Origin of the sequence: Bizionia sediminis (assembly GCF_042684585.1) — a bacterium.
Classification (GTDB): Bacteria; Bacteroidota; Bacteroidia; order Flavobacteriales; family Flavobacteriaceae; genus Algorimicrobium; species Algorimicrobium sediminis.
Genome location: NZ_JBHULS010000002.1, coordinates 359,841 through 386,696, shown reverse-complemented (window position 1 = coordinate 386,696; position 26,856 = coordinate 359,841). Strand labels below are relative to the sequence as shown.

Annotated in this window: 21 protein-coding genes; 17 read left to right on the top strand and 4 right to left on the bottom strand. The window is 37.7% G+C overall.

The annotated features are described in order from the left end of the window. The first annotated feature begins 72 nt into the window (after positions 1-72). The 3 genes from ACFSQP_RS06130 (at position 73) to ACFSQP_RS06120 (ending at position 4,957) form a co-directional block, all read left to right on the top strand. A complete protein-coding gene (locus ACFSQP_RS06130; protein WP_376892530.1) occupies positions 73-825 on the top strand; it encodes a carbonic anhydrase family protein in 753 nt (250 codons plus the stop codon). 272 nt (positions 826-1,097) lie between these two features. Beyond that, positions 1,098-2,585, top strand: coding sequence for a proton-conducting transporter transmembrane domain-containing protein (locus ACFSQP_RS06125; RefSeq protein WP_376892529.1), 1,488 nt, complete (start codon positions 1,098-1,100; stop codon positions 2,583-2,585). A gap of 2 nt (positions 2,586-2,587) precedes the next feature. After that, a complete protein-coding gene (locus tag ACFSQP_RS06120; protein ID WP_376892528.1) occupies positions 2,588-4,957 on the top strand; it encodes a DUF2309 domain-containing protein in 2,370 nt (789 codons plus the stop codon). A gap of 49 nt (positions 4,958-5,006) precedes the next feature. Here the strand turns inward: ACFSQP_RS06120 and ACFSQP_RS06115 are convergent, their stop codons facing one another. After that, positions 5,007-5,942 (bottom strand): LysR family transcriptional regulator, encoded by a 936-nt coding sequence (locus ACFSQP_RS06115; protein WP_376892527.1) that lies wholly within the window; start codon positions 5,940-5,942, stop codon positions 5,007-5,009. Positions 5,943-6,040: 98 nt separating this feature from the next. On the opposite strand from ACFSQP_RS06115, the gene ACFSQP_RS06110 reads away from it, so the two are divergent. After that, positions 6,041-6,361 (top strand): hypothetical protein, encoded by a 321-nt coding sequence (locus ACFSQP_RS06110; protein WP_376892526.1) that lies wholly within the window; start codon positions 6,041-6,043, stop codon positions 6,359-6,361. A gap of 183 nt (positions 6,362-6,544) precedes the next feature. Next, entirely contained in the window at positions 6,545-7,171 is a 627-nt protein-coding gene (locus ACFSQP_RS06105; protein WP_376892525.1) for a carbonic anhydrase, read from the top strand. Positions 7,172-7,236: 65 nt separating this feature from the next. Here the strand turns inward: ACFSQP_RS06105 and ACFSQP_RS06100 are convergent, their stop codons facing one another. After that, positions 7,237-8,328: an HmuY family protein gene (locus ACFSQP_RS06100; RefSeq protein WP_376892524.1), complete on the bottom strand. Its 1,092-nt coding sequence runs from the start codon at positions 8,326-8,328 to the stop codon at positions 7,237-7,239. An 11-nt stretch (positions 8,329-8,339) separates the two neighbouring features. After that, positions 8,340-10,478: a TonB-dependent receptor plug domain-containing protein gene (locus ACFSQP_RS06095; protein WP_376892523.1), complete on the bottom strand. Its 2,139-nt coding sequence runs from the start codon at positions 10,476-10,478 to the stop codon at positions 8,340-8,342. A 100-nt stretch (positions 10,479-10,578) separates the two neighbouring features. Between ACFSQP_RS06095 and ACFSQP_RS06090 the strand changes: the two genes are divergently transcribed. The 4 genes from ACFSQP_RS06090 (at position 10,579) to ACFSQP_RS06075 (ending at position 15,733) form a co-directional block, all read left to right on the top strand. Then, positions 10,579-11,484, top strand: a complete 906-nt coding sequence (locus tag ACFSQP_RS06090; RefSeq protein WP_376893194.1) for a DUF6607 family protein — start codon at positions 10,579-10,581, stop codon at positions 11,482-11,484. A gap of 7 nt (positions 11,485-11,491) precedes the next feature. Further along, entirely contained in the window at positions 11,492-12,955 is a 1,464-nt protein-coding gene (locus tag ACFSQP_RS06085; RefSeq protein ID WP_376892522.1) for an ankyrin repeat domain-containing protein, read from the top strand. A 100-nt stretch (positions 12,956-13,055) separates the two neighbouring features. After that, positions 13,056-13,505, top strand: coding sequence for a DUF2271 domain-containing protein (locus ACFSQP_RS06080; RefSeq protein ID WP_376893192.1), 450 nt, complete (start codon positions 13,056-13,058; stop codon positions 13,503-13,505). A 35-nt stretch (positions 13,506-13,540) separates the two neighbouring features. Continuing rightward, positions 13,541-15,733: a PepSY domain-containing protein gene (locus ACFSQP_RS06075; protein WP_376892521.1), complete on the top strand. Its 2,193-nt coding sequence runs from the start codon at positions 13,541-13,543 to the stop codon at positions 15,731-15,733. Positions 15,734-15,752: 19 nt separating this feature from the next. Here ACFSQP_RS06075 and ACFSQP_RS06070 read toward each other — a convergent pair whose 3' ends face one another. Further along, positions 15,753-16,274 carry a CvpA family protein gene (locus ACFSQP_RS06070; RefSeq protein WP_376892520.1) on the bottom strand — a complete coding sequence of 174 codons (522 nt, stop codon included), beginning with the start codon at positions 16,272-16,274 and terminating at the stop codon, positions 15,753-15,755. Between the two features lie 93 nt (positions 16,275-16,367). Here ACFSQP_RS06070 and ACFSQP_RS06065 point away from each other — a divergent pair, with 93 nt between their 5' ends. The 8 genes from ACFSQP_RS06065 to ACFSQP_RS06030 all read left to right on the top strand — a co-directional run bounded on the left by ACFSQP_RS06065 (position 16,368) and on the right by ACFSQP_RS06030 (position 26,856). Further along, complete coding sequence (locus ACFSQP_RS06065; RefSeq protein WP_376892519.1) at positions 16,368-16,724, top strand: hypothetical protein; 357 nt, start codon at positions 16,368-16,370, stop codon at positions 16,722-16,724. A gap of 34 nt (positions 16,725-16,758) precedes the next feature. Further along, positions 16,759-17,778 carry a phenylalanine--tRNA ligase subunit alpha gene (pheS, locus tag ACFSQP_RS06060; RefSeq protein WP_376892518.1) on the top strand — a complete coding sequence of 340 codons (1,020 nt, stop codon included), beginning with the start codon at positions 16,759-16,761 and terminating at the stop codon, positions 17,776-17,778. A 211-nt stretch (positions 17,779-17,989) separates the two neighbouring features. Then, positions 17,990-18,499 (top strand): GbsR/MarR family transcriptional regulator, encoded by a 510-nt coding sequence (locus tag ACFSQP_RS06055; RefSeq protein WP_376892517.1) that lies wholly within the window; start codon positions 17,990-17,992, stop codon positions 18,497-18,499. Position 18,500: 1 nt separating this feature from the next. Then, the gene (locus ACFSQP_RS06050; RefSeq protein WP_376892516.1) at positions 18,501-19,619 is read left to right on the top strand and encodes an efflux RND transporter periplasmic adaptor subunit; all 1,119 of its coding nucleotides are present in this window, start codon (positions 18,501-18,503) and stop codon (positions 19,617-19,619) included. Positions 19,620-19,627: 8 nt separating this feature from the next. Continuing rightward, positions 19,628-22,771: an efflux RND transporter permease subunit gene (locus ACFSQP_RS06045; RefSeq protein ID WP_376892515.1), complete on the top strand. Its 3,144-nt coding sequence runs from the start codon at positions 19,628-19,630 to the stop codon at positions 22,769-22,771. A gap of 6 nt (positions 22,772-22,777) precedes the next feature. Continuing rightward, positions 22,778-24,196, top strand: coding sequence for an efflux transporter outer membrane subunit (locus ACFSQP_RS06040; protein ID WP_376893191.1), 1,419 nt, complete (start codon positions 22,778-22,780; stop codon positions 24,194-24,196). A gap of 15 nt (positions 24,197-24,211) precedes the next feature. Further along, a complete protein-coding gene (locus ACFSQP_RS06035) occupies positions 24,212-24,607 on the top strand; it encodes a hypothetical protein (protein ID WP_376892514.1) in 396 nt (131 codons plus the stop codon). 263 nt (positions 24,608-24,870) lie between these two features. Continuing rightward, complete coding sequence (locus ACFSQP_RS06030) at positions 24,871-26,856, top strand: cation:proton antiporter domain-containing protein (protein WP_376892513.1); 1,986 nt, start codon at positions 24,871-24,873, stop codon at positions 26,854-26,856.

The following is a 26,856-nucleotide window of genomic DNA, read 5'->3' as shown; positions in this document are numbered from 1 at the left end:
TGTTTGGTAACTTTTACCAATTACATATATTAGAATATAACCCGTATTCGGAAGAATTAAAACACTTAAAAGATGAAAACAATTAAACACACATTAATTTTAGGCGCTATCGCCATTAGTTTAGTAGCCTGTAAAGAAGACAATAAAACAGCTCAAACCACTGAAACTACAGCAGAGGTAGCGGTACAGGAAACACCATTATCGGCCGATGTCATGAGCGCTGAAGAGCAAGCGGCTTTAACACCAGACCAAGTAATTACTCTTTTTAAAGAAGGTAACGAACGTTACGTGTCTAATAACCTAACACCACGCGATTACTCCAAACAAGTGCAAAGCACTACGGCGGGTCAGTTTCCACAAGCCATTGTATTATCGTGCGTGGACAGCCGCGTACCAGTAGAGCACGTATTGGATAGAGGTATTGGCGATATTTTTGTGGCCCGTGTAGCCGGTAATTTTGTAAATGAAGATATTTTAGGAAGCATGGAGTTTGCTACTAAAGTATCCGGTTCAAAATTAGTTATGGTTATGGGGCACGAGCATTGTGGTGCCGTTAAAGCGGCCATCGATAATGTAGAACTTGGAAACATTACCCCTATGCTATCTAAAATTAAACCAGCAGTGGCGATGGTAGAATATGAGGGCGAGCGCAATGCCAAAAATGGCGAATTTGTAGCCATGGTTTGCGAGAGTAACGTTAAAAATACCATTGAAGAAATTCGTAAGAATAGCCCAATTATGAAGGAAATGGAAGATAACGGCGAAATAAAAATTGTTGGTGCCGTTTACGATTTAGATTCAGGTATCGTGTCCTTTTTGGACTAACCGCAAGTTTAGGTAACAACGGTTTTTACAAACCGTTTGTAACGCCATTTTTAATACTGTTTTGTGTTGTAAAACATGATATTGGTATTAGGAATGGCGTTTTTGTTACCTGTTAATCCTGTAAAGCTTTAGTTTTGAGTAATATAAATGCATTAAACATAAATTTTTATTATGCAATACATATTATATATAAATAAAAATTTATGAATAAGTTTTTTAAAATTTGCAGCCTAGAACCGTCTGAATAAAAAAGACAAGATGCAAATTTTAATATGACAACAACAAAAAAATTAGAAACACAAAAAACGTTGGCAGATGCCACCTTACCGCCGCTACGCCCAGCTCATAGGCTTTCTAAAATTTTTATTCCGTTAGCCTGGATTCTTTTTTTAGCAAACGTGGCTTATGTAGTCCTTTATGCACCCAACTTGCCAGAAGTAACATGGGGCTCCGTAATAGCACTAAATGGTTTATCCAGTATTATGTGGCTGGTAGTTACTTTTTTTAGTGCCGTTATTCAAACGTATGCCGCTAATTATTTAAAAGGCTTTAAGTATAAGGGCCGCTTTTTGGTAATTAGCTTCTTCTTTACCCTATCTGTAATGCTTTTTGTAGCCTCCAATCATGTTGTACTGTTTTGTGTATCCTGGTTTATAATGGGGTTTTTAATGACACAATTAATTGGTATAAACAGCGCTTGGAAAGAGGGGCAACACGCAGCGCGCTATGCTTTAAACAATTATATTGGCAGTACCTTGTTTTTAGGAGCAGCCGTAGGGTTGCTTACCTACACTACGGGTATCTGGACTATTTCTGGGATTCGCGAAGTGTTACCTCAAATAGAGGGCACTGTTACAGTGGTAGCCGCTTTAGGTGTGCTAATGGCCGCTTTAATACAATCGGCTATATTCCCTTTTCATAAATGGCTCATGTCTGCCATGACCTCTCCCACGCCAGCATCTGCGCTAATGCATGCCGGATTTGTAAATGCTGCTGGTATTTTACTTACTATTTTTGCCCCACTATTAGTTCAGGCAGAAGTGCTAACCATAACCTTTATCATAGGATGTTTAACGGCAATATTTTCGCAGTATTCTAAATTACTGCAAGTAAACGTTAAGCAAAAGTTGGCTTGTTCTACAAGTGCGCAAATGAGTTTTATGATTATGCAATGTGGCCTAGGCTTTTTTAGTGCCGCCATAACCCACCTTATACTTCATGGTTTTTACAAAGCGTATTTGTTTTTGGCTTCAGGTGAAGAAATTAAAAATGGTACTCCACAGCCTCCGCAAACGGTGCAGCTAAAACCCCTGGAAACCCTATTTATTTTAGGTATAAGTATTTTAGGCGGCGTCATGTTTGCCTTGCTTACAGGTAAAGGTTTAGTTCTGGATACAGGTTTGTTTTTAACCTTTATTGTAGCCATCACGGTGGGGCAAGTTTCTTATAACGTATTAAATCACGGCGCGCTTCCTATGGCAAAAAAACTAATTATTTTACCGCTGGCTTCCGCTGTGGGTATAGCTGTTTATGCCTTAACTTATAACGGGGTTGCGGCCCTTCTAAAAGATATGCCGATGGCTAACATGGCTTTGGAGTTCACCTTTGTTCATGCACTGTTTGGCGTTATCTTTTTAGTGGCTTTTTACATCATGTTAACAGGCATGTACAGGAAAATTCCATGGCTTTATGTAAAACTTTTAAATGCTTCACAGCCTTACGAAAAAACAATTTTGTCTACTAAATCAAATCGTTCCTAATTATGAAAGACCTTTTAAAAAGTATTGATAGTGCCTCTCAAACCTTCGGATTAACCTGGCCGTTGTACTCCTTTGTTACGTCCAATCCTTTATCTGGTTATGAGCATTTACCTTTTGAAGAAGCTACGCAGAAAGCGGCGCGACTGCTGCAAGCTTCTACCTACCCGAAGGCGTCCGTGTATGAGGAAGCGCTTCGTAAAGGCGATATAGATAAAGCCGTTTTAAAAGACTGCCTTTTAGCACACCAGCTTCAAGAGTCGCCGGAAACTTATTTAAATGAAATGAAGGCTGGCGAGGCAGCAGAGGTTCACCCTAGCTACCAGGCTTTGGATGTAATTATGGCTAAATGGTTAGCTGCATTTATGGACGAAGGTTTAGCTGAATGGGAAATGCCTAATAAGGAACGTGGCTTTTACGCAGCTTGGAAAATTTTGGCAGCCTTCGACGCCTCTTTAGGAAAAAAACTAACTAATAGTTTGCCCGACACCAGTTTGGAAGCTTTAGAATGGGTGTTACAGAAAAATAATATCACAAATTACCAAACCTTTTTTGAACAACATATGGCGCCCCTATCGGGTTGGGTAGGTTATATAAAGCATCGGGAACAGAATAATACTGTTTGGCAGCAAAGTTTTCCTATGTCTGTAACAGATTATCTGGCCGTTCGCCTAAATATTGCCCAACACTTATACGGAAAGTTGGAAGATGTTGCTATTTCAAATACAACGGTAACGGGTTATCAGCTTAAAAACATCTGGTTACAAGCATGGGAAAAGAGTTTTCAGAATACCTTGGTAGCCACATTGGAGACACAGCAAGAAAAGCAGGCAGACCATACAAATTCGGAAATAGCCGCTCAAATGGTATTTTGTATCGATACGCGCTCTGAAGCCATAAGGCGCCACGTTGAAGCCCAAGGCCCCTACGAAACTTATGGATACGCCGGTTTTTTTGGTATTGCCATGGATTACCAACATTACGATAAAGATATAACCACCAAATCTTGTCCGCCTATTGTGGCTAGTCCTTATGTTGTAACCGAAAAGCCACTGGAAAGCAAAGTGGAAGCGGCTGGGGATTTTCTTCAAGAGAAAAACGAAGAAAAAGCAACCGAATATGTGTTAAGACGCCTAAAAAATATGCTGCCGTCGTCCTTTGGGTTTGTTGAGGGAGCAGGGTTTTTCTACGGCATAAGCTTAACCATGCAAACTATTATGCCACAATTTTTATATAAATGGAAAACCAAAAACACCTTAACACACGAGCCTGTTTGCAGTCCGGAAATTAGCTATCAAACTGGTAACCAATTGGCTGGTAAGGATATTGCTTTAGAGGAAAAAGTGGCCATTGTAAAATCGGCTTTTAATTTAACAGGTTGGCAAAAATTTGCACCTTTGGTGTTGTTTATCGGACACGGAAGTCATACCACAAACAACCCGTTTGCATCCAGTTTGGATTGTGGTGCTTGCGCGGCAAGTCCTGGCAGACACAATGCACGGGTTTTGGCAAAATTGGCAAACCTGCCAGAGGTGCGCCAAGTATTACGGACAGAACATGAAATAGATATTCCGGATAATACCGTGTTTTTAGGAGGCGAACACAATACCACCACCGATGCCATAACTTTATTTGACGCACAGGTTCCAAAGTCTCACGAAGCTGCTTTGGAAGCTTTAAAAACGCAGTTAAAAAAGGCGCAAAAAACAGCCACACAGGAACGTTTGCTTACAAATGCGGAAAGTGTTGCTTTAGCACATAAAAAAGCGACCGATTGGGATGAAACACGACCGGAATGGGGCTTGGCTAGAAATGCCGGTTTTATAATTGCACCGCGAAGCCTTACCCAACATACCAACCTAAACGGACGGTGCTTTTTACATTCATATAATTACAAAAAAGATCCAACAGGCGCCGCTTTAGAAGGTATTTTATGCGGGCCAATGGTGGTAACACAATGGATAAACAACCACTATTATTTTACAACAGTTGATACCGATAAATTTGGCGGAGGTTCTAAAATAACACACAATATTACAGGTAAATTTGCTGTGGTTCAGGGTAATGGTGGCGATATTAAAATGGGTCTGCCACTGCAATCCCTAAAAGCAGCCGATAATGAAATGTACCACCAGCCACTGCGCTTAACTGTGGTTATTCAGGCGCCTTTGAGTCGTGTGGAACAGATTTTAAAAAAGCATCAAAATTTACAGAATTTACTAGACAATGCGTGGATTTATTTGAAAGTTCTGGATACAGACAACAACAATAAAACCACTGCTTACACCAAAAATTTTAAATGGATACCAGAACCATCGCAGCCAATTGGTAATGAAGTTTCTGTTAAAGAAACGCGTGGTGTGCTTGTTAATTAAGCCCTAGTATACCACTTGTAACATAAGATGCTATTATTAATTGAGGGTTTTATGGCTTTTGAAAATTTTCATGCCAACTAAAGTTTTCTAAAATAATAGCATCTTTCTTGGTTTTTAAATAATTAATGTACGCTGTAGCTGCAGGAGTAAACTTTTTTCCTTTTAGCCATATTAAATTCCAAAAAGAGGTTACCGGAAGGCCTTGTGCTGGAATAATGGTTAATTCCTTATTACGCAGTTCATTTTTTAAACCAATAAGGGGCATTACGGAGTAGCCTAAACCCGAAATAACAGCTTGTTTAATAGCCTCGTTAGTTGATAACTGAATTTTCTTGTTGGTATTTACTTGCCTTACAGATAAGTAGTCTTCCATGGCTTGCCTTGTAGCCGAGCCTTTTTCTCGGTAAATAAGAGGCAAATCCTCCAAAATTAATTCGTTGTTTTTATACGACAACTCATTTGCTCGGGTGGTATTGCCAATTAAAAATAACTTGTTTTGCATGAGTGGAATACTGGCTACATTTAAGTTGTTAGGCATAACCGAAACCAACGCAAAATCGACTTCATTTTGTTCCAAACTTTTTAAAACTTTATACCGGTTGGTTACATCCATTTTAAGATCAATTTCCGAATGCGTTTTTAAAAAACCAGACAAAAAATAAGGCATTACGTACTTACCTGTAGAAACCACCGCAATATTTAGTTGCCCGGTTAAAAACCCTTTGTAAGCCATGGTTTTATGTTTCATAGCTTCTACTTCTTTTAAAATACGTTTGCTGGCTTCTGCTATTTCTTCTCCAAAAGGTGTAACATATAATTGTCTGCCTATAACTTCAGTTAAGGGGATATCAAACTGGTTTTGAAAGTTTTTTAATTGAATGGAAACAGCCGGCTGCGTTAAAAACAGGAGTTCTGAAGCTTTGGTTATGCTTTTTGTTTCAACAATTTTTAAAAATATTTGAAGTTGATTTAAGGTGTAGTTCATAAATTTAATTTATTTAAAACATAGTAAATATAAATAAAAATTAATGTAATTAATAGTCGATTTTTGTTTCAATAAGTAAATTTTTAAGAACCGAAGCCATGAAAACAGAAACAAGCTCTAGTAAAGATTTGGAATTAAACGAGCAGCAAGCGTTTAAATTAATTGACGGCACCTTTGACGCCGCGGAATCTGCCGATGTGTTGTTTTCTGTTTTAAGCGATAAAATCCGGTTTCACAATATTCAAATATTAAGCATTCAAGAGCGCTTTAGTGGCGATACCAGTTATTCTGAAAAACGTTTAGACGAATTAAAAGCAGCCAAACGCCAAGTAGCCGCCCTTATTTTAAAGGCTAAAAACAATAATTGCGATATTGAAATAAAAAGCAGCATCCAAATGACGCTTAAAAAGAAAACTTAAATAAAAACAGCCTATTTATCAGTTCAAAAGTACCAATGCATGCTACTACAAGTGGTGTAAGTTGCTTGATTTTAATTTTTATCAGCACCCGTTAAACGGGCACATTTATAGGCATTATTGTTTTGTAAGTGCATTTTTTTAATACATTTATGGTCGCTAATAGCACTATAATTATACTACCTAATGGACTTAAAAACCGTTTTCGACAATAACAAAACATGGATTGAAACAAAACTAGCGTTAAATCCAGATTTTTTTAACACACTAGGTACGGGGCAAAATCCGGAGTTGTTGTATATAGGCTGTTCCGATAGTAGGGTAACCGCCGAAGAATTAATGGGAGCCAAACCCGGCGAGGTTTTTGTGCACAGAAACATTGCCAATATGGTCATTAGCATCGATTTAAACGTGATGTCGGTAATAAATTATGCCGTTAATCATTTAAAAGTTAACCACGTTATTGTTTGCGGGCATTATGCCTGTGGTGGGGTAAAAGCAGCTATGCAGTCTGCAGATTTAGGTATATTGAATCCATGGCTTCGTAATATTCGCGATGTGTACCGTATACACCGAACAGAATTAAATGCCATTGAAAACGAAGAGGCCCGGTACAACAGGTTGGTGGAGCTTAATGTTCAGGAGCAGTGTGTTAACTTAATAAAAACGGCTGCTGTTCAAAAAGCCATACGGGAGCGTAGCTTGCAGGTTCATGGTTGGGTGTTCGATATTCATTCGGGAGAATTAATAGATTTAAAAATCGATTTTGTAAAATATTTAGAAGACATCCGAGAAATTTACCACTTGGATTAAGATATCAAACAAAAAAGACCGCTTGTAAAAAAGCGGTCTTTTTTTTGTGTTTTCTAGAATGCAGCTTACTGTAACAAGCTGTATACAAATTCTGGGTAGCCACGTTCGCCAGACGCACTAGTTAGTGCTAAAAATTTCAACTTATATAAATTACCGTCGGTATCGTTAATTATATAAAACACATTGTCCTTTAACGATGGTAAACTGTTTGGCCCGCCGCCGCTTCGCCAAGAGCTTCCTATGGCGCGTTGGTCGTTACTAAAATTAGTATCCACTACATTGGCTAACGTAAAATTGTCGTAGCTTAAGTTGGTGTCTACTTCAGTGTCCACTACATACGCGGTTACATCTGCTTTGGTATTTGTAAGTACAAAATCGGTGTAGCCGTAAGCGCCAAAACCTGGAATTTCATTCGTAAAAACCGTAAAATTCAGGTCCCAATTCATTTTAGCTGGTTCAATGGTTACCTCCGTTTCTGTGTCGAAACTAAAAAATGTAAAGTTATAGTTAGGTGTTTTCGAAATTGTTATGGTGTCGTGCGTGGTAGCATCTAAATCGGCATACTGTAATAAGTAGTCGTTTCCACTTTTTGTTATGCGCACTTTTTTCCAGCCTCTTGGGTCGCCGGAAACCTCCACACTACCCGTAGCAGGCGTGTTGGTTCCTACCTTATAACCTAAATTTAAAAGATACACATAATTGGCATCGGGGTTACTGGAAACCGCATCTATGGCTGTGCCATTTATATTTCCAAGAGGATTGTCTATATAGTCTGCACTGGAGGCTTCAAAAGTACCTACAGCCACCTGTGTTTGTAAATCTTGCACTTCCGGACTGCTGCTGGTTACCGCATCAATATTTGTTGTATTTAATTTTCCTGCTGCCATATAAATGGAGCCATTTATAACCACTCTAAAATCGCTTCCAGAGTAAAACCCTAAATCCCAGGTGTCTCTTCTAATTTCGGTGGTGTTACTTGTACTTAAATCGATAAAAACCTGATTTGGTTGGTTTGGTCCGCCTACTTCTGGAGCAATTGCGGCGCCTTCAATTAGCACGTTAATAGGTCCAGTTGGCGTATTGTTGTCATCACTGCTACAGCTAAAAGTTGTAAGTACCGCAAAGGCAACAAAGAGAGATAAAAATTTGTTAATCATGATATTAGTGTTTAAAATTTAAAATTATATAACAGTTTTAAGTAAAATGAACGGCCATAACCTAGCGTAATGTTTTGGTTAGTTCCGTTGTGTGTTCCTGAATTAGTTAGGGTGTTGGTAATGTTTACAGTGGTTATGTTTAGTAAGTTCCGAGCGCCTAGGGTAAGTTGAAAGGCATCTGAAAAAAACGATTTTCTTACCGATGCGTCTAGCCAACTGTAAGCTTCTAATGTTTGTTTTGTAAATAAATTATTACCGTCAGCATCCACAGCACCACTAGCTATAAAATTGTCCTGTGCGCCATTATATTTGTAAAGAAGCGTAAAGGTTGTTGCCCATTTTGGCACTTGGTAGCTGGCGCTAGAGTTTAGTTGTAAGGCGTACAGAAAATCGTTTTTGGCGTTGGCTTCGTTATTCAATTCTCGCGAAATGCCCTGAAGTGTAGCACCCAGACTAAAAGTCCAATGGCCCGATTTTATTCGATTATCCAAGGTAGCGCCTATAAGTTTGTAAGCGTCTATATTAATAAACTGATACTGCAGCGGTAGTGTATTAACAATGGCCAAATCAATTTTGTTGTCCAAGGAAATGTAACTTAGTTTAAACTCGTTTATTAGAGATTTTTGTTGAAACCAACTGCGTTTTTTCAAATTTAAAAAGGCGGAGTAGCCGTTTTCGGGTTTTAAATTGGCGTTGCCCCTAACATCATGATTGGAATCTACAAAGTAGTAGTAAAGCTCCTCAAAACTTGGTGTTCGGTAAGAACTGCCCAACTCTGCCCGAAGTTCAAATCCGTTTTTCATTAAATAACGCGCACTTAACGAGCCGGTTATTTTAGAATTAAATTGCGAATTGTATTCGAAACGGGTACCTGGGCGTACCGAAATTTTATCTGAAAACTTGTATTCTGCCGAGGCATACCCTGCCAAACTATAAACAGATTCCGATTTAGCTCCTTGTGTTTGGGCACCGGTTGCTTGGGTATCAAACCCTTCAATAAAACGGGCTTCGTAGCCTAACTGAAAATTAAAACGGTCGTTTTTTACCAGATTATTTACAGCGCCATTGGAGAAAAATACTTTGGTAGATTGGTAGGTTTGGTCTGTTTCGTTGCTTTTTTCATGGGTAAGAATAAAGTAATTAAACGTATTTAGTTGCTGCTCCTGCTGTTGGTAGGAAAACGCTGCTTTATAATGGGCGCCCGACTTAAATTTACCAGATACATTTAGGTTGTTTACAAAGCGGTTGGTGGTATAAATTTTATCTGTTGCCGACGGGTTTGAAGTTTGTGAGGCAATATTTATGTTAGGCCTTACCGTGCTATCGTAAAAATTTAGGTGTTCGTTAAAATAATCAAAACGATAATTTAAATTAAAAACCTCCGACTTATAATTAACTAATGCGTTGGTGTTTAGTTGGGTTTTAGGCAGCCAACTGTACCCGCGTAACCCGTTGTTTTGGTAATAATTTTCACCTTGTTTGGTGTCTAAAAAACCAGCAAATTGATTCCGGTTAAAACCTGCCCGTGCAAACCATTTGTTGTTTATATTATGCGCTATATTAACCAATTGTATGTGGCGCCCTTTATGAAACCATGCATATTCATTACCTACGGTTTCTTCTTGGATGGCTGTTTGTACAGACCATTTGGTGTTACTAGATTTTTTGGTAATTATATTTATAACGCCAGAAACGGCGTTGGCCCCGTATTCCACACCCATAGCACCTTCTACAATTTCTATTTGTTCTACATCGTCTAAATTTATTTGTGTTAAATCAATGTTGTTTCCAACGCCACTGTCGCTTACCAACGGAATATTATCTACTAAAATGGTAAAGTATTGTGCATCTAATCCAAAAAAAGAAATAGTGGATTTACCAGTTTGGGCATTTGGAATAACGTTCAAATTTAAATTGAAGTTTAACAAATCGGCTATAGTATTGGCAGCTTGACTTTCTATTTGTTGCCGGTTTATCACTTTCACATTGTGAACCGATTTTTTTATGGATTGTGGATTGTACTGTGCGGTAATAACTACTTCGCGCAACGTTTCGGTTTGACTTGTATCCACTTGAATACCTTGCGAAAACAGCAAGTGGCTGCATAACGATGAAAAAAAAAGGATATAAATGTTTTTATTTAGAATCATTCTACATAAATTTGACGCAAATATAAAACCTTATTTTAATTTAATCCAAATAAGAATAAATAATTAATAATTTTTATAACAATTAAAAACATTTGTAATGATGAAAAATTTAGTTTTAAGCCTGGTTTTAATAATTAGTCTCTTTAGTGAGGGGTATGCACAAAGCAAAAAAAAGCTAGACAGACAAGCTATAAAAGCGATGTGTGGGTGCTATGAAGTTAATTTTAATTTTGCCGAAACTTTTAACTATTCCAAGGATTCTACCTATGTGCCTTCGGCAGTAAAACACGATCGTGGATTGGAATGGGTAGAGTTAGTAGCGGACACGGACAATGCTATTAGTATGCAACATTTACTAATTGTACCTACCCCAAAAGGCCCGTATATAGTTAAACACTGGCGCCAAGATTGGGAATATCAAAATCGCCATCTATACGTTTATAATCACGACAACAAGTGGGATTTTGTAACGCTTCCTAAAAAGGCTGTTAAAGGGCAATGGACCCAGCGTGTTTTTCAAGTAGACGATAGCCCTAGGTACGAGGGTACCGCTAGCTGGGTGCATGTAGACGGTAAAAGTTATTGGGAAAATACAACACCAGCACCACTTCCAAGACGCGAATACACCACCCGAAGCGATTATAACGTGACCATGCGAACTAACCGCCATGAAATTGTTGAAAATGGCTGGATACACGATCAGGATAACGATAAAATTTTACGATCAGACACTTCAGAAGATTTGCTAATTGCACAAGAAAAAGGATACAATACTTACGTAAAAGTTCCTGACGAAAAATGTAAGCCTGCACAAGATTATTGGACTGAAAATCACGAAAAATGGGCTTTGGTGCGCGCTAAATGGGATGCTGTTTTTGACAGAAACAAAAATTTAAGCTTAAAAGAAAAAGTAGATAATAAAGTGTTGTTTAAATATTTGTTGGATAACGACAATTTTAAAACATCCGAAACTATAAATCCGCTTATAGACGCATTTGTAAACTAAAAGCAACATGACACGTAATTTTAGGCTATTTTTTACCGTTGGCTTTTTAGTATTTGCTGGTTTTGCTCAAGAAAATATCTTTTTACAACGAAATTTTTGGAATGCAAGTACAAGTATTCAGGATGTTAAAGCGCAGCTACAAGCCGGACATGATATTAGTGCTTTAAATGCTAATAAGTTTGATGCTGTGGTTTACGCCATATTACAAAATACGCCCAATAAAACTATTGCTTACGTGCAATCTCAAAAAGGTAACGACGTAAACAAATTAACACACGATGGTCGGACTTATCTTTTTTGGGCTGCTTACAAAGGCAATGTGGCGCTAATGAATTACTTTATCCAAATAGGAGCAAAAACCCATTTAACTGACGATGCCGGTTACACGGTGTTAAATTTTGCGGCAGCTACGGGCCAAACAAATACAAATGTTTACGAAGTGTGCCTTAATAATGGTGCCAATTTGCAAACAGATTTAAGTCCTAATGGCGCAAATGCCTTACTGCTAGCGGCTCCTTTTGATACTAACTTTAACCTAATTAACTATTTTGTATCGAAAGGTGTGGCTATTACCAGCACGGATTATCACGGCAATGGTTTGTTTAATTATGCCGCTAAAACTGGAAATAGAACCTTCTTGAATGCCCTGCTTAAAAAAGACATTACAGGTACCAGTCAAGCATTTATTTTCGCTGTTTCTGGTACGCGAAATCATAAAAATAACATTACTTTTTACAAGTATTTAGAGGGATTGGGTTTGGATCCAAACGTTGTTTCGCCTGAAGGTAATACGCCTTTACACATTTTGGCGAAACAACCAAATACCCTAGACCAAATTCAGTATTTTATAAATAAAGGCGTACCACTAACGCATGTTAATAATAAAGGAAATACGGCTTTTTTTAATGCCGTAACTTATAATTCGTTGCCAGTTATTAGCAGTTTATATTCAAGCCAAACAGACCTAACAAGGGTAAATAAACAGGGCGTATCTGCCTTGGCATTAGCACTAGAGCACAATAGTTATGAGGTGGTAGCTTATTTAATTAAAAGTGGGGCGCCGGTGGGTAATAAAAACCAACTAATTTATGACGCCATGAAGTCCTTCAACACCAAGTTTCAAGCCGACTTTGAAAAAAAGATGGCGCTTCTTGTTGCTCATGGAGCAGACATAAACAGTGCGCAAGCCAACGGAAATACGGTAATACACAATGCCGTAATGGAAAATAACCTGGACCTTTTAAAATGGGCAATGGGCTTTGATGTAAATATTAATGCCAAAAATGAAGCAGGAAACACAGCTTTACATTTGGCAGCTATGCGAAGTAAGAATACAGATATTTTGAAGTATTTAATAGCTGAAGGTGCCGATACATCGCTTACCACTGCATTTCAAGAAACGGCGTTTCAGCTCGCACAAGAAAATGAATTATTAACATCCACTAACGCGGATATATTGTTTTTAAAGTAGTTAGTTTAATCCTGCGAGATGCCATGCCAGCGTCTCGCGGGATTTATATAAATGTATACATATGAAGATGCGATTAAAACAAACAGTACTTTACGCCATTATGCTGTTGGGCTTGGTTTCTGTAACCAACATACCCAATACGAAACAGTATAAGTGTATGATTCAAATGACTAATTATATTGGGGAGCCAGCCTATGTGGTTATATCCTTAATAAATCCTGAAGGCGCCTACGAAAAAACACTGTATGTAAAAGGCAATGACCCCGAATGGTATCACGATATTACTAATTGGTGGCAATTTTATGGAAAAAAACGGCAAAACATAGATGCCATTACTGGCGAAACTATTGCGGGCGGAACACGTAGCATTAATATTATTACCATTGAAAATTCGAAAATAGACGCGGGCTACAGCATTCGGTTTGAAACAGCCGTTGAGGATCAAGCCTACCATGCAACAGATGTACAATTTCCGCTAACTTCCGAAACCATACAAAGCAAAGTAGAAGGTACAGGTTTTATTCGCTATGTGCGAATCATGCCTAATTAAAATGCCATAAAGCCGCATAGATTAATTTTAGGTGTATGACCATTTCAATATGGCGGTATAGCCATTTACTTTTAGCTATAACTGCCTCTGTTTTTATCTTTTTAGCAGCAGTAACAGGTATCATTTTAGCCTTTCAGCCCATAGCTAACGTCTTTCAGCCTTATAAATCTGCCCACTTTAATTCAATTACCTTGGCGGAAACTGTGCATAGGTTGCAACAAACCTATCCCGACGTTCTGACTTTGGAGGTGGATAATAACCAATTTGTTTTGGCATCTGTTATAACCAGTAATGGCGCCAGTAAAACGGGATATATTAACCCAAAAACTGGTGCATTTATTGGTAATAAACCAACGATGAGTCCATTTTTTAAATGGGTTACTAGCCTGCACAGATCATTATTTTTAAAAGGGGTTGGTCGGTTTTTTGTGGGCTTTAGTGCGTTGCTCTTATTTTTAATGGTTGTTTCAGGTTTTGTTCTTATTATTAAGCGTCAGGGAACCTTTAAACATGTTTTTTCAAAAATTATAAAGGAAAATAAACACCAGTACTGGCATACTGTTTTAGGGCGTTTACTTTTGGTGCCAATTGGTATTATGGCGCTATCCGCAGTGTATTTGTCTGCCGAAAAATTTAATTTACTCCCAGCTCATGCAATAAAACACACCACGAGTTTAGAAGCCGTAACAACCATTGCAAAACCAAATGTTTTGCGTTTTTCAGCCTTCAAAAATACGTACTTATCTGATGTTCGTTACGTGGAGTTCCCTTTTTCGGATGCGCCAGAGGACTATTATACGGTGGCTTTAAAAAACCATGAAATATTAGTAAACCAGTATAATGGACGTGTTGTTAGTAAGGTTTCCTATCCTTTATTGCGTTTTTTTTCAGAGTTAAGTATGCGTTTGCACACAGGTTCTGGAAATGCATGGTGGGCCATAGTTTTGGCTATTGCAGCTGCCGCTTGTTTGGTTTTTATTTACACGGGCTTTGCCATTACTATAAAACGGCGACAGACGAAATTAAATAATAGTTTTTCTAAAAATGCCTGCCACTATATTATTCTTGTTGGTTCGGAAAATGGAAGCACAGTAACTTTTGCCAATATGTTACAGCAAAAACTATTGGAGGCAAATAAAACGGTTTTTATTGCGGAACTAAATCAATTCGAAACATTTAAAAGCGCCAAGTTTATTTTCATAATTACAGCTACATACGGACAAGGTCAGGCGCCAACCAATGCCACTAATTTTTTCAAATTATTGGCGCAAAAAAAACAACCACAACCCATTCAATATGCGGTACTAGGCTTTGGATCCCGGGCTTATCCGCAATTTTGTCAATATGCTTTGGATGTGGATAAAAACATGGAAGCTATAGGTAAGCGGTTGTTGCCTGTTTATACCATACATAATAAGTCGGTTAAGGCTTTTAAAGACTGGTTAAAATTAGTGGAAGAGAAAATATCTGTACCGGTTCAACTTACGGGTTCAGAGCTTATTTTTATTCCAAAATTAACTACTACGTTAGAAGTTACAGGTAAAACAGTGGCAATAAATAATATAGACAACACCTTTTTAATACAATTACAACCAAAAACAAAAACGAAATTCACCTCTGGCGATTTATTAGCTATTTATCCAAATAATAATTACGCCGAACGTCTGTATTCCATAGGAAAAGTAAATAAGCAAATGCAATTAAGTATTAAATTACATACGCATGGCTTGGGTTCAAATTTTTTACACAATTTACAAATAGGGGCTAACTTTCGAGCGCGACTGTTACAAAACCCGTCTTTTCATTTTCCTAAGAGGCCAAAAACCGTCATTTTTATTGCCAATGGAACTGGTGTGGCACCTTTTCTAGGGATGTTACACAGCAATAGCAAACAAAAAAATGTACACCTGTATTTGGGTTTACGTAAAACGGAATCCTTCAGCATTTATAAAAATATGCTCCAACAATATATTAATCAGAAAAAATTAACCCGTTTACGTGTGGCATTCTCGCGCGAAAATCCACCTGCTTATGTTCAGGATTTATTACGTGAAGACACCAACTTTATAAATTCTACTTTAAAATCAGGAGGCGTTTTAATGCTGTGTGGTTCTTTAGCTATGCAAAAAAGTGTTTACGCCATGTTAACAACAGTCTGTTTTGAAGCGGATGCAAGTCTGTTAGCGTTTTATCAAAAAAACGGACAAATAAGGGCCGATTGTTATTAAATAGTTCAAAAAAACTCATTTAAAGTACTTGCTTGTTGGGCGTGTCGTCTGCTTTTTCAGTGGCTTTTATTACGTACGGAAAGAGTAAAGGTGCTACTGCTTTTACGGGTTTGTATAATAACGCATTTTCTGTTTGAGCGCTATCTACCAGAGGCAGGTTGTTGTTCATAGCATCAAAAACATTAAGAAGTACACTTAAAATTAAAACCATTTTTATAAGGCCAAAAAAGGCACCTAAAAGTTTATTTAAAATACCTAATGCGGCAAAATTAGCCAAAGTAGTTAAGGCTTTTCCTGCCAAACCAATAGCAAGAACAATGACAATAAATGTGCTTATAAAGGCTGTAATATTAATGGTTTTTTCATCCCAATTTACATAGTTTATAAGCATTTCCGCAACGTAAAAACTAAAATGAATAGCACCGTAAATGCCTGCTATTAGCGCTACTAACGACGCTATAGCTACAAAAAAACCTTTTATAAAACCACGCACTACAGCGAAACCTAAAAAGGCAAACAAAACCATGTCAATTACGGCCATATTACCAAAGAATTTTAACAAATATAAAGTAACTTTGCTACTTTAAAAGTTTATGTAAACCTAAAATAAATTTGCTTTAAGCAATTTCAATATATGTCTAGAGACGAAAAATTAAAAGAACGCTGGGAATTAGTGGTTAAAAAATTGTCAGATCAATTTGCAGATGGCGACACGTTAGATTTAGATGCCATTATATACTTAATTGGTGTGCAAGAACTTGGTCAGTTAAACCGAAAATTTAAAAAAGATCATAAACTGGACCTTATGCACATAGCTATTTGTCGTTTGTTAGAGCCTTATGGTTATTATGAATTCGACTATTTTGACGAAGATAAATGGCCACATTACAAGGTAAAAGAACAGCTGCCCAACCTAAAAGCAGGCGAGCAAGCCGTACTTATGAAGGAAGCCATTGTAACTTATTTTTTAGAATCTGAGTATATACAATAAGAATTAGTAAATTTGCCCTCATTTTAAGCATACCATGATACAAGAAATTAAAGAGTTAATTGCTGAAGCAGAAGCATTTGAAGCCCAAACAACCGAAGCTATTGATGCTTTCAGAATTAAGTATTTAGGCAAAAAAGGGCTCCTAAATAATTATTTTAAAGCCTTTAAAAATGTACCGGCAGAACAGAAAAAAGAGTTTGGACAGGTTTTAAACGCACTGAAAAAAACGGCAGAAGACAAAGTAGCAAGCTTAAAGGAACGTCTAGAAAATACAACCGAACAACTGGGCGTATACAACGATTTATCGCGTCCAGGTAATCCTATTGAAATTGGCGCCAGACACCCTATATCTATTGTAAAAAACCAGATTATCGATATTTTTTCGCGTATTGGTTTTAATGTTAGCGAAGGCCCAGAAATAGAAGACGATTGGCACAACTTTACGGCCTTAAATTTACCCGAATACCATCCCGCTCGCGATATGCAGGATACCTTTTTTATTCAAACAAATCCCGATATTTTATTGCGTACACATACCAGTTCGGTGCAAGTGCGTTACATGGAAAATAACCAACCACCCATTCGTACTATTTCACCAGGGCGTGTGTACAGAAATGAAGCTATTTCGGCCCGATCGCACTGCTTTTTTCATCAAGTAGAAGGCCTGTACATAGATAAGGATGTTAGTTTTTCAGACCTCAAGCAAACGTTGCAGTATTTTACAACCGAAATGTTTGGAAAAAGTAAAATTAGGTTGCGCCCATCCTACTTTCCGTTTACAGAACCCAGTGCCGAGGTAGACGTATATTGGGGGCTAGAAACGGAAACCGATTACCGTATTACAAAAGGCACCGGCTGGTTGGAAATTATGGGCTGCGGTATGGTAGACCCCAATGTTTTGGAAAATTGTGGCATAAACTCCAAAGAATATTCAGGCTTTGCTTTTGGTATGGGAATAGACAGGATAGCCATGCTATTGCATCAAATTGGCGATATTAGATTGTTAAGCGAAAATGATGTTCGCTTTTTAGAACAATTTAAATCGGCTTTCTAATTACCTACAACCCCAAAAATACGGTACATGTTATACGCAAACATTGCTAGTAATTGCCTTTAAGGAAGTTGAGGTTGTAAAGAAAAAATAGGATTTCTAGCTTAAAGTCTTGGTATTTAGTTAAATTCACTATTTTTAACAGTTAATTAACGGTATTTAAGTTCGGTTTTGTCCGAACTAATTATAAATTTGCCAATCTGTTTTTATAGCAATGGACAAAGCGTTAAAAGAAAAAAAATACGAATTGGTTGAAAAGTTGGGGGTTCATTTTGAGCATTCCCAGCAGCTAGCACCCGTTGCTGCGCGAATTTTAGCCTTTGTTATTTTAACGGGTAAATTTGGTGTAACCTTCGACGATTTGGTATGTGGATTAGGTGCTAGCAAGAGCACTATTTCCACCCATTTAAATCATTTGCAAGATTTGCAACGAATTTCGTATTTCACTAAAAAAGGCGACCGAAAAAAATATTTTGTCACCAATTCCGATGGCCTAATTCAAAGTATTGAAAACATGATGGCTCAATGGGAATTAGAAAAGAATTTACACCAAGAAATTTCGGATTATAAATTGGAAATAAACAATTTAGAGGCAACGCCGGCTCATCTTGAATTCGAATTAACATTTCACGAAAACTATATAAAATTTTTAAATCTAGCTTTGGCTTCTATGATGGATTTAAAATCCAAAATAGCAGCATTAAAAACGCAAACACTATCATAACATGAAAAAACACACCTTTAATATTTTAGTGCCGTGTGCACTGGTTTTAGCACTATTTAGTTGCGGAAAAAATGAAGCCCCACAGCAGGCACCACGTGTTATGCCGTATCCGGTTATCGAAATTTCTAAACGCAGTATCACCACTTTCGACGATTTTCCTGCCAGCATTGAAGGAAAAATAAATAGTGCCGTACGTCCTAAAATATCAGGCTATATTCAAGAGGTTTTGGTGGAAGAAGGCCAGGAAGTAAAACAAGGGCAAACGCTATTTAAGCTAGAAACCCAAAGTTTAAACCAAGATGCGCAAGCAGCACAAGCTAATGTGGCTGCAGCCCAATTGGAGGTGAACAAACTAAAACCGCTAGTAGAACAAAATATTATTAGTGCCGTTCAGTTAGAAAGTGCCAAAGCCAGATTATTACAAGCGCAAAGTACGTTTAACAGCATAGGCGCCAATATAAATTATGCCACGGTTAAAAGTCCGGTAAATGGAGTTGTAGGGTCTATAAATTATCGTGAAGGTGCTTTGGTAAGCGCCCAAGATCCGATGCCGCTTACCAGCGTTTCTGCTATAGCCGAGGTGTATGCCTATTTTTCAATGAATGAAAAGGCGTTTATTTCGTTTATGGCGGAAGCTGAAGGTGAAACAGCCGAAGAAAAATTAAACAACATGCCTGAAGTTAAATTGCGTTTAGCAAATGGCGATATGTATGAACCTACCGGAACCATTGAAACCATTACAGGCGATGTAAATGAGCAAACAGGTACCATAACATTTCGGGCTAAATTCCCCAATACATCAGGGCTTTTACGCAACGGAAGCAGCGGGACTGTTTTAATTCCTAAAACGTATACCAATGCCATACTTATTCCTGCGGCCTCTACCTTTGAAAGACAAGGAAAGTTTTTTGTGTACAAGGTTATAAAGGATTCGTTAGCAGATAAAGCGGTGTCTGTTTTAAAAACAGCAAATCGTTACTACATTATAGATGATGGCTTACAAGCAGGTGAAGTTATTTTAGCCAAAGGATTCAATAAAGTTACTTCTGGAAGTAAAATACAACCAGTAAAAACATCTATGGATAGTATTATTAATTCGTTCGATACGGTATTTAAATAAGCTTTATTATGTTAAAGAAATTCATTGAAAGACCTGTTTTATCAACAGTTATTTCCATTATAATTGTCATACTGGGTATTTTAGGTTTGTTGCAATTGCCTGTTACCCAGTATCCAGATATTGCACCACCTACCGTACAAGTATCAGCATCCTACCCTGGGGCTAATGCTGAAACCATTTTAGAAAGTGTGGTAGTTCCAATAGAGGAACAAATAAATGGTGTGGAGGGCATGACCTACATTACATCGTCTGCTAGTAACTCCGGAAGTGCGTCCATACAAGTGTTTTTTGAACAAGGCTACGATGCCGATATTGCGGCCGTTAACGTGCAGAATAGGGTGGCGCGAGCAAATGCCTTGCTGCCTTCCGAGGTAACACGTGCTGGTGTAATTACCCAGAAGCAACAAAATTCAGCCCTTTTGTATACGGCGGTGTTTTCTACCAATCCAGATTTTGACGATACCTTTATACAAAACTACATTAACATTAACATTAAGCCCGAATTACAGCGTATTAATGGCGTTGGTGCGGTTAATATTTTTGGTGGTAAAGATTACTCCATGCGTATTTGGTTGGACCCCAATAAAATGGCTGCCTACAAACTAGAGCCACGCGAGGTTATTCAAGCCATAAATGAACAAAGTTTAGAAGCTGCTGCGGGTTCTTTTGGTCAGAATAGTGGCGAATCGTTCGAGTATGTAATAAAATATAAAGGCCGTTATAAGCTGCCATCCGATTATGAAAATATTGTGGTAAAGGCCCTTGGCGATGGTCAATTTTTGCGCGTTAAAGATGTCGCTAAAGTGGAGTTAGATGCGTTTTCGTATTCCACCATATCCAGAACCAATGGCAATCCTGCTATTAATTTTGGGGTATTCCAAACACCGGGCTCTAATGCACAAGAAATTATTGAAAATATCTATATCAAAATGGAGGAACTCAAAAAAGATTTCCCCGAAGGTATTGACTATTTAGTAAACTACGATACCAATAAATTCCTAACTGCCTCCACCGAAAAGGTATTACACACCTTACTGGAAGCTTTTTTATTGGTGTTTTTAGTGGTGTTTATATTTTTACAGGATTTTAAATCTACCTTAATTCCAGCTATTGCTGTACCGGTATCCATTATTGGAACCTTTTTCTTTTTAAATGTTTTAGGCTATTCCATAAACTTACTTACCCTATTTGCTCTTATTTTGGCCATTGGTATTGTGGTGGATGACGCTATTGTTGTTGTGGAAGCGGTTCATGCCAAGTTAGAAGATGGCTATAAGGATGCTAAAGAAGCATCTATTTCGGCCATGAGCGAAATTAGTGGCGCTATTATTTCCATTACATTGGTAATGGTAGCCGTTTTTGTTCCTATTACGTTTATACAAGGGCCATCGGGTGTTTTTTACGAACAATTTGGGGTGACCTTAATGGTGGCTATTTTAATTTCGGCTGTAAACGCTTTAACGCTAACTCCGGCCTTATGTGCTATATTTCTAAAACCACACAAGGATCATGAGCAAAAAAAGAAATCTATATTACAACGTTTTTACGATGCGTTTAATAGTGCCTTTAATGCTACGTTAAACAAATACACACAATCTTTAGGCTTTTTAATAAAGCATAAGTGGATTACCTTCATTATTCTTGGAGCAAGCGTTTTTGGTATTATTACTGCCAGTAAAGTCATTCCAACTGGTTTTGTTCCTTCAGAAGATAGGGGTGTTATATTCATGAACGCCGAGTTACCGCCTGGGTCATCCGTAGATCGTTCGTTTGCCGTTAATCAACAATTAAAAGAAGCCATAAAAGATATTGAAGGCATAAAAGGCGCCTCCTTTATTAGTGGTCAAAACTTCTTTTCTGGTGCAGGTAGCTCCAACGCCATGGGCTTTATTATTTTAAAAGACTGGAGTGAACGTGAAACCGAACAAACATCTGTAAACGCCATTATTGGCCAACTGTTTGGAAAAGCAGCCATGATTCCAGACGCAAATATTATCTTTTTTACACCACCTAGTGTACCTGGTTTTGGTAGCGCCGATGGTTTTGAAATGCGTTTACTGGACCGCGCAGCTCGACCGTTAACAGAATTGGATGCCACTACTACAGAGTTTGTTAATCTATTAAATCAGCAGCCAGAAATAGCCTATGCTTCTAATTCTTTTAGTACTGGATTTCCACAACTGGAATTGGATATCAATGTGGAGCGTGCCAAAGAAGCAGGTGTTTCTACGAGTGCTATTTTATCCGCTTTACAAGGTTATATTGGGGGTAATTATGTGGCCGATTTTAGCCGCTTTGGAAAACAGTTTCGCGTATTTGTACAGGCCTTACCAGAAGATCGTATAGACGAGGCTAGTTTAAATAGTATGATGGTAAAAACCCCTAGCGGGCACATGACTCCAATTTCGCAGTACGTATCCTTTAAAAGAGTGTATGGACCGCAAACGGTTAACCGCTTTAACCTATTTAATGCGGTTACTGTAAATGGTGCAGCAACCCCTGGTTACAGTTCTGGAGATGCTATTAATGCCATTAACAAACTGGCGGAAGCCAATTTGCCAGAGGGTTACCAAGTGGCCTATTCTGGTATAACACGAGAGGAAATTGCATCGGCAGGGCAGTCTACTATTATTTTCATGATTAGTATTTTGTTTGTGTATTTCCTACTATCGGCACAATACGAAAGTTACTTATTACCATTGGCCATTATTTTCTCATTACCTGTTGGTGTGGCTGGTGCGTATTTTACAACGTGGTTGTCTGGTTTAGAAAACAACATTTATTTCCAAATAGCCCTGGTTATGTTAATTGGGTTATTGGCTAAAAATGCCATTTTAATTGTAGAGTTCGCGGTACAAAGGCGCCAACATGGCTTATCGTTAGTAGATGCCGCTATAGATGGTGCGAAAGTACGTTTAAGACCTATATTAATGACATCTTTTGCCTTTATTTTAGGTCTTTTGCCACTAGTTTTAGCGAAAGGTGTAGGGGCTGAAGGAAACAATTCTATTGGTACAGGAGCTGTAGGTGGTTTGTTAATAGGAACCGTAGTAGGTGTATTTGTTATCCCAATCCTGTTTGTTATTTTCCAGTGGTTACAAGAAAAAATTACGGGAGCGCCAGAAGCCGTTAACCAAAATAATGAAGCGTAAGTCATGATGAAAATATTTTTAAATAAATCGTTATTTTTAAAAGGAAGCGTATTAGTTTTTACTGTAGTTACCATGCAAAGTTGTTTGGTTTCGAAAACATACGAACGGCCAAATTTAGAATCAGAAACAGAAAACTTATTCCGAACAGATGCGCTTCCAACGGATAGTGTATCTATGGCAGAGCTTTCATGGAAGGAGGTTTTTACCGACCCATATTTAAAGCAATACATTGAAGAAGGACTGCAAAACAATATCGATATTCGTGTGGCACTTCAACAAATACTAGCCAGCGAAGCCTACTTAAAACAAGGTAAAGCGGGCTATTTGCCAACGGTAAACGCTTCGGCTTCTGTAACGCACCAAGAGTTAGCTAAAAATAGCCAATTTGGTTCCTTTTTCAATGGGGCCATAGATCAGTACGACGCTGTGGCTAGCTTGTCATGGGAGGCTGATATTTGGGGTAAAATAAGAAGTAACAAACGCGCCTTTCAAGCAGGCTATCTAAAAAGTGTTGCCGCTCACCAGGCTGTAAAAACACGTTTAATAGAGCAAATAGCTGCAACCTATTACACGTTAGTCGCCTTAGATGCACAATTGGAAATAACCCAGCAGACCATTGAAACAAGGCGCGAGAGTGTTAAAACAATTCAAGCTTTAAAAGAAGCAGGCCAAGTTACACAAGTTGCCGTAGATCAAAACATTGCTCAGTTTAACAATGCTAGTGCGTTGGAAATTGATATAAAACGCGAAATTTTTAAAACGGAAAATGCCTTAAGTATTTTATTAGGAAAACAGCCGCAAACTTTTGAGCGCAATAACTTAGATAACCAAAACATTACTACAAACCTTACGCTAGGGGTGCCTTACTTGTTGTTAAGAAACCGACCAGATGTTATTGCTGCCGAAAATAGTTTTATGCAAGCGTTTGAAATGACTAATGTGGCCAAAACAAATTTCTACCCATCGTTAACTTTAAGTGCTTCTGGCGGGTTTCAAAGTTTAGACTTCGACAATTGGTTTAATAGTAACTCTATTTTTTCAAACTTAATGGCGGGTTTAACACAACCGCTATTTAACCAAAGGAAAATTAAAACACAATTTGAAGTATCGAAAGCCCAACAAGAACAAGCTTTACTGGAATTTAAACAAACGTTATTGGTAGCTAGCCAGGAGGTTTCGAATGCCATATATGCGTATCAAGCTGAAACCGATAAATTTGATTTTCGTCAAAAAGAAGTAGAAGCCTTACGCCGGGCCGAGCAGAATTCCGAAATTTTGCTAGATAATGGCTATGCTAATTATTTAGATCTTCTTACGGCCAGACAAGGCGTTTTAGTAGCCGAGTTAAGTAGTATAGATAATAAGCTGGAACAATTACTGTCCGTTGTTCGTTTGTATAGAGCCCTAGGTGGTGGTTGGAAATAATTTGAATAACAAGTTATGAAGAACGATATTATTATTCCCAAGGTTACGGGTGTTTATGTGGCTGTGGTAAACGAGTACAACAGCATTTATAAAACCCAAGATTGGAATGCCTATATTATAAATGATCAGGATGTAGATTTGGATATGGTTTTAATTGTTACTAGTGGTTATTCCAAACAGAAAACAACCTCTGTGTTTCGAAAAAAACTGGATAAGCTACCTGCAAAAAGTTATGCAAAAATTGAATTGATGCAGGAAGCACTTTTCGCCTTAACTAATAAGTTTCAAGTTACATTTTTTGAGGGGAATACCATGTTTGAAAAAACGTATACATTTAGAGAAAACACCATTAATGAAAAAGCCTTGCAACCCATTCCTTTAATGTCGGTTAAAGGGGTTTTGGTTAAATAGTACATGCAATTTTTTTAAAACCTGCCGTTCTGGTTTTTAGTATTTTATATAGCGCTAAAAACAGGAAGGCAGGTTTTTTTTGTCCGTAAATAAAATTTCCGTTTACTCCTTAAAGCCTGCTATTAATACCTTGGTTAAGATTGGCCGTAATAATGGGTGTTAGCTTTTTTTAAAATTTACAAATAATGTACTTGGGCCGCATAATTTTTATTGAAAAGTATTTATCTTTAAAAACAAAAAATAACTTCAAACACTTATAGCCTATGCACTTACCGTTATTAGAGGACATCCTTATACTTTTAGTTTTTTCGGTGGCAATAGTTTTTGGCTTGCAAAAGTTAAAACTACCCTCAATAATTGGTTTTTTGTTAACGGGCGTTGTAATTGGTCCTTACGGCTTAAGTTTAATTAAAGCCGTTGAACAGGTAGAAACGCTTTCGGAAATAGGTGTAATTTTATTGCTTTTTGTTATTGGTATGGAGCTTTCTATAAAGCAATTGGCATCCATAAAAAAAACGGTTTTTGTAGGTGGTTTTTTTCAAGTAGGTGTAACGGTTGTGGTAGCCGGACTTATTTATTATTTATTAGGCTACACTTGGAATGAAGCCGTATTTGTTGGATTTTTATTTTCCCTGTCTAGTACCGCTATTGTTTTAAAAACCCTACAAGATAGGCACGAAATTTCTGCGCCACATGCCCGCAATGCGTTGGCTATTTTAATTTTTCAGGATATTATTGTTGTACCCATGATGTTGGTAACCCCAATGATAGCCGGCGAATCTACCAATTTAGGCATGAGTATTTTACTGCTTTTGGGTAAAACGGCCGTTGTTTTAGTTATAACCTACGTAGGTGCCCGGTATCTGGTGCCACCGCTTATGCATGCGGTTGCAAAAACCAACAGTAAGGAGTTGTTTTTACTTGTAACCATAACCCTGTGTTTTGCGGTGGCGTTTATTACATCGGAGGCTGGTTTATCATTAGCTTTAGGAGCCTTTTTAGCTGGACTTATTGTATCGGAATCCGAATATAGCCATCAAGCTACCAGTATTATATTGCCCTTTAGAGAGCTTTTTACAAGTTTCTTTTTCGTTTCTGTTGGGATGTTATTGGATTTAAGTTTCTTTTTACAAAACGTCCCTATAATTTTATTAATACTGCTGGCTGTATTTATTGTAAAAACGCTTATTGTAGCTGCTGCTGTAGCCATTCTAAAGTACCCATTAAAAACGGTATTGTTAACAGGTTTGTCCTTGTTTCAGGTAGGGGAGTTTGCGTTTATTTTATCGAAAGTAGGTATTGAATATAATTTATTAAGTGCAGAAACCAATCAGTATTTCCTATCGGTTTCAATTTTATCTATGATTTTAACGCCATTTGTTATTATTTTTTCTGAACCGATTTCAGATAAATTAATTCAACTAACTAGAAGGTTTGGCTATAATACGGTTACGGAACCAGCGCATGATTTAGATACTATAATGTCGCATCCTTTAGAAAATCATTTAATTATTATTGGATATGGTATAAACGGAAGCAATTTGGCAAAAGCCGCTGCGGCCAATAATATTCCATATATAGCCATTGAAATAGATGCCGAAAAGGTGAAACGAGAAAAGGCGAAGGGTGTTCCAATAATTTACGCCGATGCTACGCAAGATCATATTTTAGAAACGGTTAGGTTGTCCAATGCCCGAATGGCTGTGGTAGCCATTTCCGATGTGGTAGCAACTCAAAATATTATTAGAAGTATTCGCGCACATTCAGACTCACTTTATTTAGTGGTAAGAACGCGCTATGTTAAAGAAACTTCCGAATTATTTGCTTTAGGTGCCGACCAAGTAATACCCGAGGAGTTTGAAACTTCGGTGCAGATATTTACGCATGTACTTCAAAATTTCTTGGTACCTGAAGACGATATAGAGCACCTAGTAGAAAATATAAGGGCCGATAATTATCAATTATTTAAAAACGAATTAAAACGACCAAAAACATACAGGCCTAATGAGGATTTGGCCGAATTTAATATTACGTGTTTACGCGTTAATTCCGATAGTAATAAGTTTTTAAAACGCCCATTACAAGAACTAAATTTACGAGCAGATTACGGTATAAATATTCTTGGAATTAAACGAAAAAACAAAATGTTGGAAAGTATTCAGCCAGACGATGTGTTAATTCAAGGTGATGTGTTGTATATTCAAGGAAACCCAAATAAAATTGAACAATTTCATAAAATTATAAAATAA

Bases quoted from the DNA above. Each gene is read 5' to 3' on its own strand.
- ACFSQP_RS06130 (WP_376892530.1), top strand. From the start codon at position 73: ATGAAAACAATTAAACACACATTAATTTTAGGCGCTATCGCCATTAGT.
- ACFSQP_RS06125 (WP_376892529.1), top strand. From the start codon at position 1,098: ATGACAACAACAAAAAAATTAGAAACACAAAAAACGTTGGCAGATGCC.
- ACFSQP_RS06120 (WP_376892528.1), top strand. From the start codon at position 2,588: ATGAAAGACCTTTTAAAAAGTATTGATAGTGCCTCTCAAACCTTCGGA.
- ACFSQP_RS06115 (WP_376892527.1), bottom strand. From the start codon at position 5,942: ATGAACTACACCTTAAATCAACTTCAAATATTTTTAAAAATTGTTGAA.
- ACFSQP_RS06110 (WP_376892526.1), top strand. From the start codon at position 6,041: ATGAAAACAGAAACAAGCTCTAGTAAAGATTTGGAATTAAACGAGCAG.
- ACFSQP_RS06105 (WP_376892525.1), top strand. From the start codon at position 6,545: ATGGACTTAAAAACCGTTTTCGACAATAACAAAACATGGATTGAAACA.
- ACFSQP_RS06100 (WP_376892524.1), bottom strand. From the start codon at position 8,328: ATGATTAACAAATTTTTATCTCTCTTTGTTGCCTTTGCGGTACTTACA.
- ACFSQP_RS06095 (WP_376892523.1), bottom strand. From the start codon at position 10,478: ATGATTCTAAATAAAAACATTTATATCCTTTTTTTTTCATCGTTATGC.
- ACFSQP_RS06090 (WP_376893194.1), top strand. From the start codon at position 10,579: ATGAAAAATTTAGTTTTAAGCCTGGTTTTAATAATTAGTCTCTTTAGT.
- ACFSQP_RS06085 (WP_376892522.1), top strand. From the start codon at position 11,492: ATGACACGTAATTTTAGGCTATTTTTTACCGTTGGCTTTTTAGTATTT.
- ACFSQP_RS06080 (WP_376893192.1), top strand. From the start codon at position 13,056: ATGCTGTTGGGCTTGGTTTCTGTAACCAACATACCCAATACGAAACAG.
- ACFSQP_RS06075 (WP_376892521.1), top strand. From the start codon at position 13,541: ATGACCATTTCAATATGGCGGTATAGCCATTTACTTTTAGCTATAACT.
- ACFSQP_RS06070 (WP_376892520.1), bottom strand. From the start codon at position 16,274: ATGGCCGTAATTGACATGGTTTTGTTTGCCTTTTTAGGTTTCGCTGTA.
- ACFSQP_RS06065 (WP_376892519.1), top strand. From the start codon at position 16,368: ATGTCTAGAGACGAAAAATTAAAAGAACGCTGGGAATTAGTGGTTAAA.
- pheS (WP_376892518.1), top strand. From the start codon at position 16,759: ATGATACAAGAAATTAAAGAGTTAATTGCTGAAGCAGAAGCATTTGAA.
- ACFSQP_RS06055 (WP_376892517.1), top strand. From the start codon at position 17,990: ATGGACAAAGCGTTAAAAGAAAAAAAATACGAATTGGTTGAAAAGTTG.
- ACFSQP_RS06050 (WP_376892516.1), top strand. From the start codon at position 18,501: ATGAAAAAACACACCTTTAATATTTTAGTGCCGTGTGCACTGGTTTTA.
- ACFSQP_RS06045 (WP_376892515.1), top strand. From the start codon at position 19,628: ATGTTAAAGAAATTCATTGAAAGACCTGTTTTATCAACAGTTATTTCC.
- ACFSQP_RS06040 (WP_376893191.1), top strand. From the start codon at position 22,778: ATGAAAATATTTTTAAATAAATCGTTATTTTTAAAAGGAAGCGTATTA.
- ACFSQP_RS06035 (WP_376892514.1), top strand. From the start codon at position 24,212: ATGAAGAACGATATTATTATTCCCAAGGTTACGGGTGTTTATGTGGCT.
- ACFSQP_RS06030 (WP_376892513.1), top strand. From the start codon at position 24,871: ATGCACTTACCGTTATTAGAGGACATCCTTATACTTTTAGTTTTTTCG.